General features: G+C 47.6%; 12 protein-coding genes. 7 read left to right on the forward strand and 5 right to left on the reverse strand.

Features of this window, described 5'->3' with window-relative positions:
- The first annotated feature begins 212 nt into the window (after positions 1 to 212).
- The 6 genes from EL628_RS28245 (at position 213) to EL628_RS28270 (ending at position 10251) form a co-directional block, all read left to right on the forward strand.
- Positions 213 to 1517, forward strand: a complete 1305-nt coding sequence (locus EL628_RS28245) for a glycoside hydrolase family 140 protein (protein ID WP_126583316.1) — start codon at positions 213 to 215, stop codon at positions 1515 to 1517.
- A gap of 221 nt (positions 1518 to 1738) precedes the next feature.
- Positions 1739 to 2959: an MFS transporter gene (locus EL628_RS28250; protein ID WP_161975844.1), complete on the forward strand. Its 1221-nt coding sequence runs from the start codon at positions 1739 to 1741 to the stop codon at positions 2957 to 2959.
- A 212-nt stretch (positions 2960 to 3171) separates the two neighbouring features.
- Positions 3172 to 5469 (forward strand): hypothetical protein, encoded by a 2298-nt coding sequence (locus EL628_RS28255; protein ID WP_126583318.1) that lies wholly within the window; start codon positions 3172 to 3174, stop codon positions 5467 to 5469.
- A 122-nt stretch (positions 5470 to 5591) separates the two neighbouring features.
- Positions 5592 to 6104: a hypothetical protein gene (locus EL628_RS28260; RefSeq protein WP_126583319.1), complete on the forward strand. Its 513-nt coding sequence runs from the start codon at positions 5592 to 5594 to the stop codon at positions 6102 to 6104.
- A 548-nt stretch (positions 6105 to 6652) separates the two neighbouring features.
- Positions 6653 to 8395, forward strand: coding sequence for an ABC transporter ATP-binding protein (locus EL628_RS28265; RefSeq protein WP_126583320.1), 1743 nt, complete (start codon positions 6653 to 6655; stop codon positions 8393 to 8395).
- Positions 8392 to 10251: an ABC transporter ATP-binding protein gene (locus EL628_RS28270; protein ID WP_126583321.1), complete on the forward strand. Its 1860-nt coding sequence runs from the start codon at positions 8392 to 8394 to the stop codon at positions 10249 to 10251. The genes EL628_RS28265 and EL628_RS28270 overlap by 4 nt, the downstream gene beginning before the upstream one ends.
- Before the next feature lie 205 nt (positions 10252 to 10456).
- On the opposite strand, the gene EL628_RS28275 is transcribed toward EL628_RS28270, so the two are convergent.
- The 4 genes from EL628_RS28275 to EL628_RS28285 form a co-directional block, all read right to left on the reverse strand.
- On the reverse strand, positions 10457 to 10852 hold the full coding sequence (locus EL628_RS28275) for a PPOX class F420-dependent oxidoreductase (RefSeq protein WP_161975845.1): 396 nt from the start codon (positions 10850 to 10852) through the stop codon (positions 10457 to 10459).
- Positions 10853 to 10989: 137 nt separating this feature from the next.
- Positions 10990 to 11127, reverse strand: coding sequence for a hypothetical protein (locus tag EL628_RS30045; RefSeq protein ID WP_161975847.1), 138 nt, complete (start codon positions 11125 to 11127; stop codon positions 10990 to 10992).
- A gap of 107 nt (positions 11128 to 11234) precedes the next feature.
- A complete protein-coding gene (locus EL628_RS28280) occupies positions 11235 to 12416 on the reverse strand; it encodes an RNA-guided endonuclease InsQ/TnpB family protein (protein ID WP_126583323.1) in 1182 nt (393 codons plus the stop codon).
- 148 nt (positions 12417 to 12564) lie between these two features.
- On the reverse strand, positions 12565 to 13635 hold the full coding sequence (locus EL628_RS28285; RefSeq protein WP_126583324.1) for a PLP-dependent cysteine synthase family protein: 1071 nt from the start codon (positions 13633 to 13635) through the stop codon (positions 12565 to 12567).
- 396 nt (positions 13636 to 14031) lie between these two features.
- On the opposite strand from EL628_RS28285, the gene EL628_RS28290 reads away from it, so the two are divergent.
- The gene (locus EL628_RS28290) at positions 14032 to 15252 is read left to right on the forward strand and encodes a glycosyltransferase (RefSeq protein WP_126583325.1); all 1221 of its coding nucleotides are present in this window, start codon (positions 14032 to 14034) and stop codon (positions 15250 to 15252) included.
- 4 nt (positions 15253 to 15256) lie between these two features.
- On the opposite strand, the gene EL628_RS28295 is transcribed toward EL628_RS28290, so the two are convergent.
- Entirely contained in the window at positions 15257 to 17206 is a 1950-nt protein-coding gene (locus EL628_RS28295; RefSeq protein ID WP_126583326.1) for a bifunctional homocysteine S-methyltransferase/methylenetetrahydrofolate reductase, read from the reverse strand.
- Between the last annotated feature and the right edge of the window lie 187 nt (positions 17207 to 17393).

Below are 17393 nucleotides of genomic sequence, written 5' to 3' on the forward strand. Positions count from 1 at the left end.
CCAGGAAGATTCAGATGGCTGAATCTCCCTGGCGTTTTTGTATGCTTTATCTCTCTTTCCTTTAGAAAAGGTCTATTAGACAAAGGCGTTCTTTACAGAGTATGATGATGATAGTAAGGCTTCTCTTGCAACGACGCTGTACAAGAAAGTACGTTGAGATCCTTAAGAAGATAAGGATAGACTGAAGAGAGGGCTCTAAGGAAGGATAGACAATGCAGACGCTTAAGGTCAGTGATAATCGACGCTATCTGGTCACCGAAGACAATCAGCCATTCTTCTGGCTTGGCGATACCGCCTGGGAACTCTTCCATCGTCTCTCGCGCGAAGAGGCTCACGATTATTTAGAAAATCGTTCTCAGAAGGGCTTCTCGGTGATTCAGGCAGTTATTCTAGCAGAGGTAGATGGCTTACATACGCCCAATCCTTATGGTCAGATTCCACTCTTCAATGATGATCCAACGACCCCTAATGAGGCCTATTTTCAGCATGTTGATGCTATTTTGCAGATAGCAGAGGAACAGGGGCTCTATATTGGCCTGCTTCCAACCTGGGCCGATAAGATTCGCCCCGCCTGGGCAGCCAATTCTAAGGTTATTTTTACCCATGAGAATGCTTATATTTATGGGCGCTACCTTGGTGAACGTTATCGCAATGCCACAAATATTATCTGGGTACTGGGGGGAGATCGCAGTTCAGATGGCCTTGAGGAGTTCTGGGCTCAGATGGCTGCTGGCCTTAAGGAGGGTCTGGGGCATCCTTCTCTAATGACTTTCCATCCCATGGGAGGCTACTCTTCATCTGCCTGGCTTCAGCAAGCTGACTGGCTGGATTTTCATATGCTCCAATCAGGCCACAATAATCATGATAATCCAACCTGGGAGATGATTGCGCACGATTATGCATTGTTGCCTGTTCGCCCAACCTTCGATGGTGAGGCTAATTATGAGGATCACCCCGTCAACTGGCGACCTGAGCTCGGTTATTTTACAGATTACGATGTGCGCAAACAGACCTATCGTTCTATCTTTGCTGGTGGATTTGGAATTACTTATGGGCATCAAAGTATCTGGCAAATGTATCAAGAGAAGCGCGAACCGGTGGCTGCACCTCTCTATCATTGGCGCGCCGCTCTCGATCGGCCCGGGGCTTTCCAGATGCTTCATGTACGCAACCTTCTGCTTTCTCGCCCGTTTCTGACCCGTATTCCTGACCAGAAGTTACTTATTTCAGAACATGCAGTTCCTGCTAAATATGTAGTCGCAACACGTGACTCCGAAGGCAGCTTTGCCTTTGTCTATCTCCCAGTAGCAAATCAAAAGGTACATCTCGATCTGAGCTCATTAAGCAGCTCACGCCTCAAGATCTGGTGGTATAATCCTCGCACAGGGGAGCCCATGTTGTATGGAGAGATTGAACGTTCCTCGTCATTCAGCATTCGTTCTCCAGACAATGGTCCAGATTGGGTGCTGGTTATTGATGATGGAGAGAGAAATTCCCCCCCTCCTGGACAGTACTAGATTCTGCTCTTGCCCACTGAATGCTAAATTGTAGAGTTAGTTCAGCAGGATTTTGTGGCAGGATTGTGAGTAAAGCTGGTTGACAATCTAAATCATGTCGGTTACTCTGACCAGAGAGAAACGAAAAAATTTCACTATAGTAAGATGCAACATTGCATTATTATTATCAGCAAGTAAAATATTTTATACTCTCACTGTCATACATTAGATTGGATATCTTTGTGAACTCTCCTGCTTCCACTCCTTCACTAGCATGGCACAAACAGCCTATTGTGCGCTATCGTGTCTGGGTTGCTTTTTTTGCCCTGCTTCTGGTCGGGCTCAATGATGGCGTCATTGGTATTCTTATTCCAAGCTTTCGCAGTTATTATCACGTCAATGACGCGACCATTGGTCTGCTCTTCCTCTGCTCTACACTTGGCTACCTTCCAACGACCTTGAGTAGCGGCTGGATGATGGAGAAACTTGGCTTACGCACTTATTTGATTACAGGCATTCTTCTCTACGTTGTACTGTTTATTCTTCTTAGCCTCCATCCTCCGTTTGTCATGGTAATGGCGCTCCTCTTTCTGATTGGAGCCTGCGCGGCAATAGTGGACCCTGGCTTCAATGCCTATATTGCCACTTTTCCTGATAATACCGTGGTGTTTAATTTTCTCCATGCCTTCTATGGTCTGGGAGCGCTGATCGGACCACTCTTAGCATCGAGTATTATCGCGCTTTCGTCAGGCTGGAATCTTGTTTATGCAGTGGAGGCAGCGGCGGCGGCAGTGCTCTTAGCCGGATTTTTGCTGGCCTTCCGCTCATGGCAAGAGACGCCCCATGGCACTGGCGATCAGGTTCAAGGCAATATCTTCCTTGCAACCCTTCGTTTACGCCTGGTGACAATGGCTGCGTTTTTCTTGCTCTTCTATGTCGGGGTAGAGGTAAGCACTGGTGCCTGGGGCTTTACGTTTTTGACCGATCTACGCCTTGGAGTGCCGCTTCAGATGGGCTGGATTATCAGCGGCTACTGGACTGGTCTGACTCTAGGCCGGATCATTCTGGCGAATATGGCTCATCGTATCGGGGATAAATGGCTCATACAGCTCTGCCTCCTGGGTGTACTGCTTGGTCTCCTGTTAACCTGGACCTTCTCTCAAATAGGTGTCAATGCGCTCGGCCTCGGCTTTATGGGCTTCTGCCTGGGACCGATCTTCCCCACAACAATTGCTTTGCTGTCACGCCGTGTCCCCGGTCGCCTGATGCCCAGTGCGATAGGCCTGGTCACTGGTCTGGGAAGTATGGGTGCGGCCCTCTTTTCATGGCTGGCTGGAAATTCTATTCAGCATCTTGGACTCTGGTTCTTGATGCCCTACGAAATCATCTTGACTCTTCTGATGATTGGCTGCTGGCTAATTGTGCAATCACGTGCCGTCTCACAGCAGGCCGGTTTGAAATAAAACTTTCAAGCCAGCTCATCTTAAAAATCTTTCATAGTACAAAAGTCAGTAGAAGCGTAAAAATTCTACTGACTTTTCTTCTTTGTAGTGTTTCATCAATACCATAACTTTTTTCTATTTTACAATTTTTCTATCTTAGAATATGTCTGAAGAGGCTCATTACTGTGAACTGGCTTCAGAGATACTCTTATCACTATCCATAGGGAGTTGAAATGAAACACTATTACCAGGAATCGCAAGTGGAAGAGGGTATAAGCAACGTTCTTCTTCAAAATCGTTGTGGCAATCGTTTGACGTTACTTTTTCATGAACAAGAGACGGAAATCGAACTGGTCTATAAACCTCATGCAGGCCGTCGCCGCGAATTTAGGGCGCGAAACTTCTCTAATCGTGATAATCAAACAACATTATTTGCAGCCCTGCGTTTGCCAGAAATAACGGTCTCTATGGTCCAGAATTATGGCTATGATCCTTTTATTACTACTATAGACACAAAAGCCCCGATAGGCGCTCGTAACACGCTCACTTTTTTAAATCTGCCAGAAGAAAATTGTTTTGCCCTGGCGGCTCGCTGCCCGCTTCTTATAACGGTAACGCCTCATGCGAAATTTACGATTACAGATGGGCTGCTCAGCGAAAAATTTACTGATCGAGGCGAAGAGATCGTGTCATTCCTGCACTTTCCTGGCTTTGAAGAGAATCGTTTCCGCCAGCTTGAGGATGGTCGAGTTGTGCTTCAGCTCCTGGAGAATGATGTTATCTTACTGGGTGGAGAGGAGAATCTCTATCACGTTCAACGCGTCGTAAAAACATTGGGGAAGCTTTCATTACCTGAATTAACGGATCTCATCAACCGGCAATTGGCTCCCACCCTTGCTATTGCACAGCTCACGAGTAGTGATGAGCAGCTACAGCGCATTATTGATCTCAATAAACGCATCATCTATTCTGGCTTAGATCAAGGAGGAGCCTGCTTTGGGGCGCTCAACCGTATCTATTATCTTATCTGGATCCGCGATGGCTCTATGACGACAAGCTTTATGGCTCGCGCTGGCCTGCCCGAATGGTTGGGTATCTGGACGCCTTTCTTATTAGCCAATCCCAATCAGAAAAAAGATGCTGCGGGCATCATTGTTGAGGAGTTCTTACAGGCAGTTGGCACCCGCTGGTCAAAAAGCGAAGATGATGGTCTCTACTATGCGATACTGAGCCTGTTTACGCTCTATCAGACCACTGCTGATGCTCATCTCCTTCATCCCTCTGTTCTTGATCCACTTCTAAAGATTCTGAATCACACTATCGAGACCCGGTATGAACCCTCACTTCAACTCTTTGCCAGCGATACCCGTGGTGAGACGACGCTCGAGAGCTCTCCCTATTTTGGCTATGATATTGTCAATGGGACAATTGAACATTGGGTTCATGATAGCCAGCATCAAGGGAAAACGATCTGGAAGGCAGGCAGCCTTTATCACAATATAAATATGTATAATGTTCTTTTGATGATCGAAAATCTCCTTGCACAATCGCCCTTCTACCAGACACGCTCAGTTACCTATGTTCCTCTGGCTCGTGAGTTACAAACCTCCCTCAAAAAGAACTTTATCAATCCAGAGGGGAATTATTATTCAAGCCTGCTTTTCTTTGAGGATGGGACACAAAAATGGGATACCTTTGCTGAGGGGGATTTCTGGGAATATGCCTGGGCGGTCTCGATCGGCCCCTTCTTTCCTGATAGCATTACCGCACTCAAGAGTGCACAGATGGTCTACCAGACCTGGCCTGGCATTCGCAACTATGGCTATTGCCCCTGGAATACACTGGCTCGCACACTCAAAGAGTTTGGGATGAGCAGTACCGAATATCATCAGATGCTTCAAGATGAGATACGCGATGCCCTGCTCCAGACACGTAAGTATCCACTCATTGGAGCTCTTACAGAGTATCAGAATGATGCTGAAGGGTGGCGTGCCCTACCTTTCTCTGCTGGCAGTCTGATGTTCTCACTCAGTTCTCTTCTCTTGAACTCGCTTCCTCAAGGCCTGGCTGTACGAGCCAATACCTTGATTACTCAGATCGAGTATTTTCAGTTTCGTGCCTCTACCTTAAACATTCAACAGCAGCAGGGCGGCGATCAGGTTGTTGAATGGACCTTGAATGGTCAGACGATCAGCGGCACACTGCAAATTCCAGAACAGTTTCTGCGCACCGGCCCCAATACGCTGACAGTGAAAGGGGGGAAGACGTATAACAACTGGCGGCTCTACAGTTCAAATGCTCGCCTCTTTTCCATGACGACCTCAGCAACAGGTCACACCTATGAATTTATGAATAGTGCACCATCTGAGCTTATCGTTGAAAATTTTGGGCAGGCACGCTCCATCCAGGCGACAACACGACAGGGAGAGAGCATCAACCTTACGACGGAGAGTATTCCAACCACCAGTCTGACCAGGATTCTAATTGATACAAGCGGAGAATTTCTCTTGACCGTGATTTTGTCTTCCTAGCTCTATCTCACTCATTAGTGGGAGAGAAGAACCAGCCGTTTGTGTGATGCGATCCTGTCTGGAAGGTAGGTATACTGGTGGCGGATCTCCGGAAAGTTTTGCCATCACACAAGGAGTTAACAATGAATCTTTCAACAAATTTCTCTCCCGATGAGTGGAAAATACTTGCTGACACACCAGTCGTTGTAGGAAAAGCCATGATCGCTGCATCGCCATCTGGCATGCTCGGTGCAGCAGAAGAGGTCATGACGTTGAGTAATTCGCTGAAGGAGCTGACAAAAAAACAAACTGCCAACCCATTTTTAAATGAGCTCGGATCGCAGCTACAAAATAAGGTCAACGTCACTAAAGATATTGGCAATACGTTGACCGCTGAGCTCCGCTCGCTCATCAAAAAACCAGCGACCAACGACCCCAAAGCCCTGGCAATTGAAGCTTGTAATAATGCTTCTTCGATTATGGATAAGGCTGATCCGCAGGATTCAATGGCCTATAAGCAGTTTGTTGTCTCTGTCGCTCAGAAGGTGGCTGAATCTTCTCGTGAAGGTGCCATGAATTTTTCTAATCAAAAAGTCTCTCCTCAAGAGCAACAGTTCCTTACAGAGATCAAATCAGCCATTCATGTAATGCAGTAGCCTCCATTCAGAAAAAAGGGAGTGTGCTTCCCGGCACATTCCCTTTTTTTCTGTTCTTTCCAATCAAAGGCTGGCTCCTCCACGCTTTCTCTGCTCTGCTCTCACTCCACACACTAACAAATCCATCATCTCAACCCCTCGTTTTGCAAGGCTGACAGAAATGCTCTGCTGAAAGAAAACGTTTCAGCATCATTACAACGCCCCATATAGGCTTGAACTTTGAATTATTGTATGATACTATTCCTATAGATAATTAAGGTTTAAGAAACAGGTTACGCTCGAGCGCAAATACACTCCCTGCGCTCTCCAAATTTCATTCTTGACACAGCAGGCATCTATGCCTTCTACTGTTGTTTTGTTGTGCATGTTCAAACAATAAGCTACCTCAACTGATCATCCATCATCTTTGATACTACTGCCAGAGATAGGAAAAGTGTTTTATCTCTTGACTATTATTGTGCACTACAGGCGTATCATCTTATTCTGCTGTCTAATTAACCTATGTGAAACCTGGGGATAGTTGTGGGTGCCTACTGTAAGGAGGGACAATGCAAATTCCATTACAGCGCTATCTGACATTACTTGGCGTGTATCTCAAACCTCAATGGTATAAAACGGTACTGATGGTGGTATTACTATTGGGAAATATCGGTCTGGATCTCTATCGACCACAAATCACAAAAACATTTATTGATACAGCTGGAAACGGTGATGTCAACAATCTGTTACATCTGGCTATTCTATTTGTTGTCATCGCCATTGTAAGCCAGATCTTCTCGATGCTCTCGGGTTATTTGAGTACTGTGGTTTCCTGGACGGCTACCAATACCCTCCGCCGTGATCTGACAGAACATATCCTCTCGCTGGATATGAGCTATCATAAAGAGCATACTCCAGGTGAAATGATCGAGCGAATCGATGGCGACGTGGGCGAACTGGCCAGTTTCTTCTCGGAGTTTCTAGTCAATGTCTTTAGCAATGGCCTGCTCCTCATTGGGGTCCTCATTCTTTTTTATACGATCTCGTTGCTGGTTGGCCTGAGTATGACCATCTTTGTAATCTTTGCCTTTGTCGCACTCACAGCGATCCGACGCCGCTCCATATCTGTCTGGAAACAAAAACGCGAGATGAGTGCTCTCTTTTTTGGTTTTCTAGAGGAACGGCTACGAGGAACTGAAGATATCCGCGCCAATGGAGCCACAGGCTATACCATGCGGACATTTTTTCAAATGCGCCGTCTCTACTGGCCCATCAATTTACGCTCTGCATTTGCAGTTATCTCGCTCTATGGTGGTTCGCAGATACTCTTCGCTATCGGGACCGCTCTAACCCTGGGGCTAGGAGGCTATTTATGGAGCACAAAGAGCATTACGCTGGGAACAGCGTATCTGCTCTATTCCTATATGAACCGGCTTAACTGGCCAATTCAACAGATTCAATCTCAATTTCAGGATCTGCAACAGGCCGAAGCCAGCATGAAACGCGTTGAAGAGCTGTTCAATACACAATCGGCATTACAAGATGGCCCTGGCACTCCGCTTCCAGCCGGACCTCTCTCGGTCGATTTTGAGGGGATGACGTTTGGCTATCTGGAAGATGAGGCGATCCTGCATGATCTGACCTTCCGCATTCCAGCAGGCAGGGTCCTTGGGGTGTTAGGGCGTACAGGCAGTGGGAAGACCACACTTGGCAGGCTGCTCTTCCGTCTCTATGATGCGCAGCAAGGGACGATCAAACTGGGCGGGGTTCCGGTCAAAGAGGCGACCTTGCACGAATTACGCCAGCGTGTTGGCATTGTAACGCAGGATGTGCAGATCTTTCATGCGAGTGTACGAGATAATCTGACGTTTTTTAATCCTGATATTCCTGACGAGAAGATTATTCAGACGCTCTCTCGTATCGGGCTTTCCTACTGGTATGAGGCATTGGAGGAAGGTCTGGATACGACACTGGGGAGCGAAGGATCGGGGCTCTCCGCAGGTGAAGCTCAATTGCTGGCATTTACCCGCGTCTTTTTACATAATCCAGGTTTGATTATTCTCGATGAGGCCTCTTCACGACTCGATCCAGCAACGGAACATCTGATTGAGCAGGCTATTGATACATTGTTCACCAATCGGACGGCGATCATTATTGCCCATCGTCTGGCAACCGTCCAACGAGCTGACGATATCCTTATTCTAGAGAATGGTCGTATTCTTGAATATGGCGAACAGGCTGCCTTAGCCAGCCAGCCTGATTCTCGCTTCTCTTATCTATTGAAAACTGGTCTGGAAGGAGCATACGCGTGAAACAACAGACGGACACAATGCCAATAGCTCCTAGCCGTCCCTGGTACTCGCTCTGGCAGCTTATTCGCTATCAATTTGGCATCATTACATTTAATAGTCTGCTTCCTTTTCTTGCACAAGGAAGCGTCCTGGTGATGGGGCTCTTTCAGCAGTCCTTCTTCAATTCGCTCTCAACGGCTGATAAAGCTCAACATTTTACGTTTATTCCGCTTCTCTGGTCACTTCTTGCAGGCTATCTGGCAGCTAATGTGATTCAATTTGGGATTCTAGCGACATCAAATATAGCCAATACCTATACTAGTTTTGTCCTCATTAGTCTGCTTCAGCGAAATGTGTTTGATCGCGTGCTCAAACGACCAGGTGCCAGAGCAGTTCCGATGGCAACTGGAGCTGCGGTGAGTAGTTTTCGGGATGATCCACAGTTTATTGTGGACTTCATCGGCATTCTCGTCGGGCTGATGTCGCAGCTCTTCTTTTCTATCACAGCATTTCTCATCTTGCTCCAGGTTAACGCGACGGTCACACTGGTCGTCTTTCTACCCTTGATTGGGATTATTGCGCTCGCAGAAAGCTTTCGATCACGCGTCAAAACATATCGTAAAGCCAGCCGAGAGGCGACTGGAGCACTGACAGGGGCCATTAGTGAGATGTTTGGCGCAGTTCAAGCTATTCAGGTCGCTGGTGCCGAGAAACGGGTTGTCAAACACTTTGAAAAGCTCAATGCGAAGAGAATGCAGGTTGTTCTGAAGGAAGCGATCTTAATGTCTGTGACCAATGCGCTCTTCTATGGTGCCACTCCCATCTGCACTGGTATTATGCTTATCGTTGCCTCGCTCTCTCTGCGTACTCATCCGCTACAAGCTGGCGATATTGTGCTGTTCAATACCTATCTAGGCTCTGCAACTGGTCTGGTACAGATGATTGGTCGAACGAGAATGCAGTTTATTCAGATTCATGTCTCATTTGAACGTCTGATGAAACTGCTTCAGGGGGCGCCTGCTGAACAGCTCGTTGCTCACCATCCTCTCTATCTCCATAAGAATGAGCCTCCAGCCATTGAGTTTCAGTTCCGTACACAGGAGCACAAGCTTACCGAACTTTCTGTACGCAATGTAAGTTACCATTTTAGCGATACAGGTCGTGGAATCGATGACATCTCTCTGACGCTTCAGCCAGGCACATTAACTGTGCTGACTGGTCGCATTGGCTCGGGCAAAACAACGTGCGTTCAGACGCTACTCGGACTCCTGACAAAAGAGCGTGGAGAGATTTTCTGGAATGGGGAAGAAGTCTCTGATCCTGCCTCGTTCTTTGTCCCGCCTCGCAGTGCCTATACCGCCCAGATTCCTCATCTTTTCAGTGAAACGCTCAAGGAGAATATTCTGCTTGGTTTGCCGGAAGAGAAGGCCGATCTCCCCGGGTCTGTACGCATGGCAGTCATGGAGCGCGATCTCGAAACGCTCGAGAAAGGACTGGATACGCTCATTGGAAATCGTGGCGTCAAGCTATCTGGCGGTCAGGCACAACGTACTGCTGCTGCGCGTATGCTTGTACGCAATGCAGAGCTCCTGGTATTTGATGATCTCTCAAGCGCACTGGATGTAGAGACGGAGCGTATTCTCTGGGAGCAGCTGTTTCAGAATCAGAAGGAGCAACATACCTATCTGGTCGTCTCTCATCGGCGTTCCGTCTTACAACGCGCTGACCAGATTATTGTGTTAAAGGATGGACGCATCGATTCCCAGGGGACGCTCTCCTATCTGCTTAATACCAGTGAGGAGATGCGCAAACTCTGGCGCGGCGACTTTGGTGAACCTGCAACCGCCCCTGAAATCGAGCCGGTCCCAGCATCCTGATAGCCACCACACATGGGTCATGTGCCTATGGGGCAAGGCACGTTTTTTAGCTCTCCTCTCTTTTCTTCAGAAGAACAAAAGAAAGACGGGAGGTTTCCATGGCCATGATTATGGCTATAGAAACCTCCCGTCTTTCTCTACACACCAAACGGCTACGATCTTGACTGACTTCCGTCATAAAGCAAACATTATAAATGGTGGGCGCTCAAAGAACAGGTTCAACCACGATATAGGTGGTCTTCTCTGTCTCCTCACCTGCAATCTGATCGAACTGAACGCCGTATTTTTGACGTAATAGGGCACGAGCCTGCACACGTCCTTCCGCATCAATAATCTCATGAGCATTACCCTGGACCGTGGTGGCTTCCACAACCTGTCCCATCCGATCGGAAGGCGTTAATGTAACACGCGGATTATTGCGGATACGCTTTACCTTGCCTGCACCTTTTTGAGTCGTAATAAACAGCTTTCCACCTTCGTTGGCAAACCAGACAGTTGTAGGAACAGCTGTGCCATCTTTACGGAAGGTCGTGAAGTTGATAAAAGGATGACGGTATAAATAAGCGAAGGAATCTGTAGTCAATTCTTCTTGTAAAGACATAAAAGTATCATACTCCATGATGGAAACAATAAACTTCGCTCATTGTATCTTATGCAAGCGTGCTTGGCTCAGCAGCAATTCCTACAACAAACGAAGTTTGCCTCTCATTAATCAGACTCAACAACTTGTGAGTGAGCTCAACTTAACCGCAGGCCAGCCAGCCATTGAATGGACAAAGGTTCTCGGTGCAGGCCAGCAATATAAGAACGAAAAACACCACGATTGTGGGTAGTATCAAAAAAACTTCCTGCCTCTGCCATATTCATTGCCTGCACAGACGCTACCCTTTCTGCTCACAATCTACGCGATCGATATCGCTTATGTGGTTGCACCAGTCTAGTTTTGACATCCTCCCCCGACTAAAGCCGGGGGATTCCCGACCTCACGATCGGGGTTTCCTGCTTCGCGGAGACGTGCCAGGCTTGGTTTTCACCGCACCAGGTCTTACGGCCTCTCCACAGGCATTGAATATCGCCAGTCCGGCGACATGGATGTTTTTCGACGCATTGATGTCGCGATCATGATGGACTTTACATTTGGGACAGGTCCAATGGCGCACATCTAACGCTAAAGAGTCGAGAATATGACCACAATCAAAACAGCGCTTGGAGGACGGATACCACTTGTCGATCTTGACAAGGGTTCTGCCATACCATGCGGCTTTGTATTCCAGTTGGTTCACAAATTCCGACCATCCAACATCGCTGATCGCTTTCCTGAGATTCGGATTCTTGACCATGTTTTTCACAGCCAGACTCTCCACACAGATCGTTTGGTTTTCACGGATCAGGCGGGTGGAAAGCTTGTGCTGGAAATCGCGGCGACGATCAGCGATGCGAGCATGAATCTTCGCCACTTTGAGGCGAGCTTTGTTTCTATTCTTCGAGCCTTTTTTCTTTTTCGCGTGCCGTCTCTGGGCTTTGGCCAGCTTTTTCTCGTCAGTGCTGAAGAACTTGGGGTTACCGATGGTTTCTCCAGTGGAGAGGATCACATACGACTTCAAGCCCAGATCTGCACCTACCGTCTTTGGAGTTGTCGGCAGTGCTGCACTATCTTCTTCCACCAGAATACTGATAAAGTAACGATCAGTGCTGTCCTTTGAGACGGTAACACTCGAAGGGACCGCATGCTTGGGCAGAGGACGCGACCAAACAATCGTGAGAGGAGCACTCATTTTTGCCAGGGTGAGCACTCCATCTCTCCACGTGAAGGCATTGCTGGTATAGGTGGCTGATTGCTGGTTGCGTTTCTTTTTGAAGGTGGGATATTTGGCACGGCCTTCAAAAAAGTTGATGAACGCTTTATCGAGGAAACGCACTGTTTGTTGCAATGGAACAGACGAAACCTCATTCAACCATACATACTCCTCTTGTTGCTTCAATGCGGTGAGCATCTGGCTGAGGTCCTTATAGTACAGACGTTTCTGCTCGTTGTAAAAGGCATCGGTCTTCTGACGCAATGCCCAATTATAGACGACACGAACACACCCAAAGGTACGAGCGAGGAGGCTTTTCTGCTCGTCTGTTGGATAGAATCTGTACTTAAATGCTCTCTTCTGTTCCATACTTTACATGCTATCAGAGATGGTGTAAAATGTCAACCATATCAAAAAGGAACGGCGCTCTCATCCCCCGCATGAAATGCAGGGGTTTTCCCGCGCTCGGATTTATAACATATAAAAAATAGCCTGTCGAGAAAGGGTTATGGGATGGTCAGGCATCTTGTTTCCAGAAACCTGATTGAATAAATCGTCGCATCATCTCTAAATATGGTTCAATCTCAAAACCCTGATCGATCAACCATTGAGCATTATAATAAGTATCACGATACAGCTCGCCAGAATCACAGCCCAGCATAACCAACGAACCACTGACATTATGACGCACCATATCTGCCATTAAGAGACAGGCTCCATAAAAATTTGTCCCCGTAGAACCACCGTAGCGCTTCCCTACCAGCTCTTCGAGCAAGTGGATGGCTGCATAGGAGGCGACATTAGGAACTGAGATCATATGATCAATAATCTCAGGCAGAAACGAAGGCTCAATCTGAGGTCGACCAATTCCTTCAACTCCTGATCCACCGGTTGCTGTAGCACAGGTTCCACGATTTTTATAAAAGGTATAATACGCAGAATGCTCAGGGTCTACCACACAGACCTGTGTCTCATAGCTACAATAGCGAATATACCGTCCTAATGTGGCCGCCGTTCCACCAGTTCCTGCTCCACAGATGATCCACTGTGGAATCGGATATGGCTCATCTTTGAGCTGCTTAAAAATTGATTCTGCAATGTTGTTATTCCCACGCCAATCTGTCGCTCGCTCGGCAAAGGTAAACTGATCCATAAAATGACCATGCAGTTCAAGAGCGAGCTCGCGAGCCTTCGCCCGATCCTGTGTAGGGTCATCGACGAGGACACATTCGCCTCCGTAACTGGTGATACGTCGGATTTTCTCCAACGAAGTACTTCGACTCATGACTGCAATAAAGCGTAATCCCAGTAAGCGCGCATAGTAGGCTTCAGAAATGGCCGTACTTCCTGATGACGCTTCAATAATAGGTGTATCCCGCTGTATCCATCCATTACAAAGAGCATATAAAAAGAGTGAACGCGCCAGGCGATGCTTTAAACTTCCAGTGATATGTGTTGATTCATCTTTAATATATAACCGAATTTGCGGGAGGGATGGTAAAGGAACTGCTACAAGATGGGTATCCGCAGAACGGGTAAAATCAGCATTAATGGCTGCGATGGCTTCACGAACCCATGGGTTGGACATATTCTCTTCTCCTCGTCGTTCCAGACTCCTTCTGAAAATGAGCCTGCTTCCTTGATTGTAAACGATGAGTTTTCATGCGGTCAACTCGGACAGCTTGCAGATCAGGGCATTCCCATTCCGAATTGATCCTCGTCCTCTGGAGTTCGAAGGGGGTCTTGCATAAGGAACCTGTGTAAAAAAGAGGAAAATGCTGGATCTGGTTTGCAGACAGGCGTGGGGAACCTGTGTAAAAAGAGCTTTACCTACCCATATATCCAAAAATACTAATTTCTGGCATTTTTCAACTGAAGCATTCTATACTAGTAATGCGATCTACTACCTTTATATTGGTTGGCAAAGAAGGCTTACGCTCGTTAGTATTGTGGTTGTTTGTGTGGCGTGTCTGGAGGATAACTGATGAGGATTCTGTTTGTAGCTCCTTACCCTCTCTCGGATGTTCGTTCGCGTTCCTATGGATTTGCCAGTCAGTTGGTTAAGCACCATCAAGTGACGATTCTTGTACTTTGTTCAACACGTCAGGAAAAACGAGATGCTCAGAGACTTCGAGATAAGGGGTTTACGGTCATCGTCGTTCCCGATCAACGCATCTGGAAATTCTTTCGCGTCCTGTTCGCGCTCTTCAGCACCCTTCCTCTACAGGTAGCCTATGATGCTGCCCCTGGCTTCCGGGCAGCGATCACACAAGAACTTTCAAAAGGCTATGATCTCTTGCATGTTGAGTTTATTCGCTCGATTGGGGCCCTTCCTGAACAGAACGCTATCCCTATTGTGTGGGATGCAGTTGATTGTGTCAGTCATCTTTATCGACTGGGGTCGTCTTTTAAACCTACGCTCCTCTTGCGTCTGCTTGGAAATCTCGAATGGCGACGTACACAATGGTACGAATATCAATGCATGCAGAGATTTCAACATATTCTGGTGACAGCGGAACGCGAACGACAGGCATTTCTGCAACTGGCTCAACGTTACTCACCTCAGACAGAGCGTTCTTCAGCACCTGCCAGGATTACTGTCCTCCCTCAAGGCCTTGCGCATGCCACAATGCAACCATATTATGGACCACGGTGGCCGGAGACGCTGGTATTCTCTGGCAAGATGAGCTTCCATGCTAATATAGCCGGGGCGCAATTTCTGGTCAAACAGATTATGCCTCTCATCTGGCAATACCGCCCATCTGTTCGTCTGGTCATCGCGGGCAGTTCCCCACCATTTTCGATCCAACGACTTAGCTACCACCCTCAAATTGAAGTCACCGGATATGTTCCAGATCTGAGCCTCTATATTAAACAGGCCTGGATCGCTGTCTGCCCACTTCCTTATGCAGTTGGGCTACAGCACAAAATCTTAGAAGCAATGGCTCTAGGGACACCAATTGTTACCAGCTCTACCGTTGCAGCTGGACTACAGGCCATTCCTGGTGAAGATCTTTTCGTAGCCGATGACCCGGCTGATATTGTCAGCCAGATTATTCGTCTGCTTGATGAGAAAGAGGTGTGGGAAAAGCTCTCACTCAATGGAGCCAGATATGTTGCGACCCACCATAATTGGGATCTACTTGTTGAGCGATTAACAGCAACGTATATTCAAGCCATCTCAGAAAGCAGACAAACAGGCTGACGCTCTATTGTGCAGCATCAATTTCTATACGATCAGGCTCACCATCCTGCGCACTTTGCTGCATTAGCACGCGCTCACGAATATACGCGACAAGTTCACTGGCAAGCTCAAAGCGATCAATTGGCATCAGATAGACGCCTTGTACAAGGGGTGCAATAGCATCAATCATCTCTCTGGCCAGAGCGATCCCCAGCTGGCTACCGGCCTCGCCAGCCTCCCGCAGGCGAGTTCGGATGCCATCAGGAATTACCAACCCTGGAACCTCTTGATGAAATTTCTCGGCCTGTTGATAAGAATGTAATGGCTGAATACCTGCTAATAAGGGGATAGGTAGCTTTCCATAACGCTGGTTGTAGCGCTCAATGTACGCGAGTAAAGTGTCTGTATCAAAAACGGGCTGCGTCATAATATATTGTGCCCCCTGCTCGATCTTCTGTTGGAGGCGCTCTATATCTATCTCAATATCAGTTGCAGTGGGGTTAGCCGCGCAGCCAATACAGAAAGCACTTTTTACTGCCAGCTTACGGCCTCGTGCATCAAGGCCTTGATTGAGCTTATTGAGAATGGCGATCAGGCCAATACTATCCACATCCCAGATGCCTGTGGCGTTGGGGAAATCTCCATGCATTGGAGGGTCCCCGGTGATGATGAGCATATTTCGTATATCGGTCGCATGAGCGCCAATGACATCGCTTTGTAGCGCCATCAGGTTACGATCCCGAGGCGTAAAATGGACAATGGTCTCAATCCCGATATGTTGTTGAATTAAACGAGCTGCCGCTATATTATTCATGCGTACACGGGCCATCGCATTATCCGTAATGTTGATAAAATCAGCTCCGCTTTCCTGAATGGTTCGAGCATTTTGCAGAAAACGCGTAAATTTTACGCTCCGCGGAGGGCTCATCTCAACGCTGATGACAAACTTGCGCTGCTGCAAAAGGCGTGCCAATTGTGTCGGGGGGAGATGGGCAGCAGTCTCATCCGATGTTTCGCGCACACGCACGCGCTCACGCACATGTTCAATCATCGTAGCTTCCTGGTGAGGAAGTTCAGGAGCATATTCGACAAGAACTTTTTTCATCGCAGCGATATGCTGAGCAGTGGTTCCACAACAACCGCCAATCAAACGAACGCCACTTTCAAGAAAGCGTTGGGCTGAGGCTGCAAAATAATCTGGCGTTGCACCATACATAAAGCGATTACCAACCCGCTTGGGAAGGCCTGCATTGGGCTGAACGGCGATCGTCAATGGTTCAATCTGGCTGCCTGACATGGTTACCACCACATCGAACATGCTGGCCGGCCCCAGTGCACAATTAGCACCAACGACATCTGCTCCGGACGCGCGTAACTGCTGAGCAACCAGTTGCGCATCCTCCCCACTCGCCACTGTTCCATCTTCACCAAAGGTCATGAGCGCCACAATCGGAAGATCAGTCAGATTCCGTATCACACTGAGGGCCTCTTGCATCTCTGTGAGATCGGAAAAGGTCTCCAATAAAAACAGATCAACCCCCGTTTGTAGTAGTGCTTCGGCCTGTTCTAAAAAGGCCTCCCGGGCCTCTTGCGCTGAAATACCACCTAATGGGCTTAGTGGATGTCCCAATGGACCAATATTCCCAGCCAGAAATATTGGTGTCTCACTCAAATCTCGTACTTCTCTTGCAATTTTTGCACCTGCTCGATTGATCTTGCTTACGGTATGCTCAAGTCCATGCTCAATCAGACGATATCTGTTTGCACCAAAGGTATTTGTCTCAATAATCTGAGCTCCGGCGGAGATATACTCAAGATGGATGGATTTAATGAGTTCAGGATTGGTAAGATTAAGTTGCTCAAAACAGCGGTCGTAGGAGATTCCTCGAGCATAGAGCTCGGTTCCCATGGCACCATCACATAAAAGCGGTCCAGCGGCCAGACGCTCTAAGAAAGGGCTAGTTGTACGCACCATTTCTACTCCCTTTTTACCTCTTTCGCAATTTGCCCGACAAAGATAACGGGCAGCAGGAGGCTTTCTTTCAAGAGTATGCCATTTTCGCACAAAATACAATCCTTTAACAGAAGTATCTGGTCAATGACTTTATCTGGTGCTTCTTTTCAATATACAAAAAGCCAGTGATATTTTTCATCGCTGGCTT

Origin of the sequence: Tengunoibacter tsumagoiensis (assembly GCF_003967535.1) — a bacterium.
Lineage (GTDB): Bacteria > Chloroflexota > Ktedonobacteria > Ktedonobacterales > Ktedonobacteraceae > Tengunoibacter > Tengunoibacter tsumagoiensis.

Excerpts from the sequence above, each read along its gene's own strand:
- EL628_RS28260 (WP_126583319.1), top strand. The coding sequence starts at position 5,592 with ATGAATCTTTCAACAAATTTCTCTCCCGATGAGTGGAAAATACTTGCT.
- EL628_RS28280 (WP_126583323.1), bottom strand. The coding sequence starts at position 12,416 with ATGGAACAGAAGAGAGCATTTAAGTACAGATTCTATCCAACAGACGAG.
- EL628_RS28285 (WP_126583324.1), bottom strand. The coding sequence starts at position 13,635 with ATGTCCAACCCATGGGTTCGTGAAGCCATCGCAGCCATTAATGCTGAT.
- EL628_RS28265 (WP_126583320.1), top strand. The coding sequence starts at position 6,653 with ATGCAAATTCCATTACAGCGCTATCTGACATTACTTGGCGTGTATCTC.
- EL628_RS28245 (WP_126583316.1), top strand. The coding sequence starts at position 213 with ATGCAGACGCTTAAGGTCAGTGATAATCGACGCTATCTGGTCACCGAA.
- EL628_RS28275 (WP_161975845.1), bottom strand. The coding sequence starts at position 10,852 with ATGTCTTTACAAGAAGAATTGACTACAGATTCCTTCGCTTATTTATAC.
- EL628_RS28290 (WP_126583325.1), top strand. The coding sequence starts at position 14,032 with ATGAGGATTCTGTTTGTAGCTCCTTACCCTCTCTCGGATGTTCGTTCG.
- EL628_RS28295 (WP_126583326.1), bottom strand. The coding sequence starts at position 17,206 with ATGGTGCGTACAACTAGCCCTTTCTTAGAGCGTCTGGCCGCTGGACCG.
- EL628_RS28255 (WP_126583318.1), top strand. The coding sequence starts at position 3,172 with ATGAAACACTATTACCAGGAATCGCAAGTGGAAGAGGGTATAAGCAAC.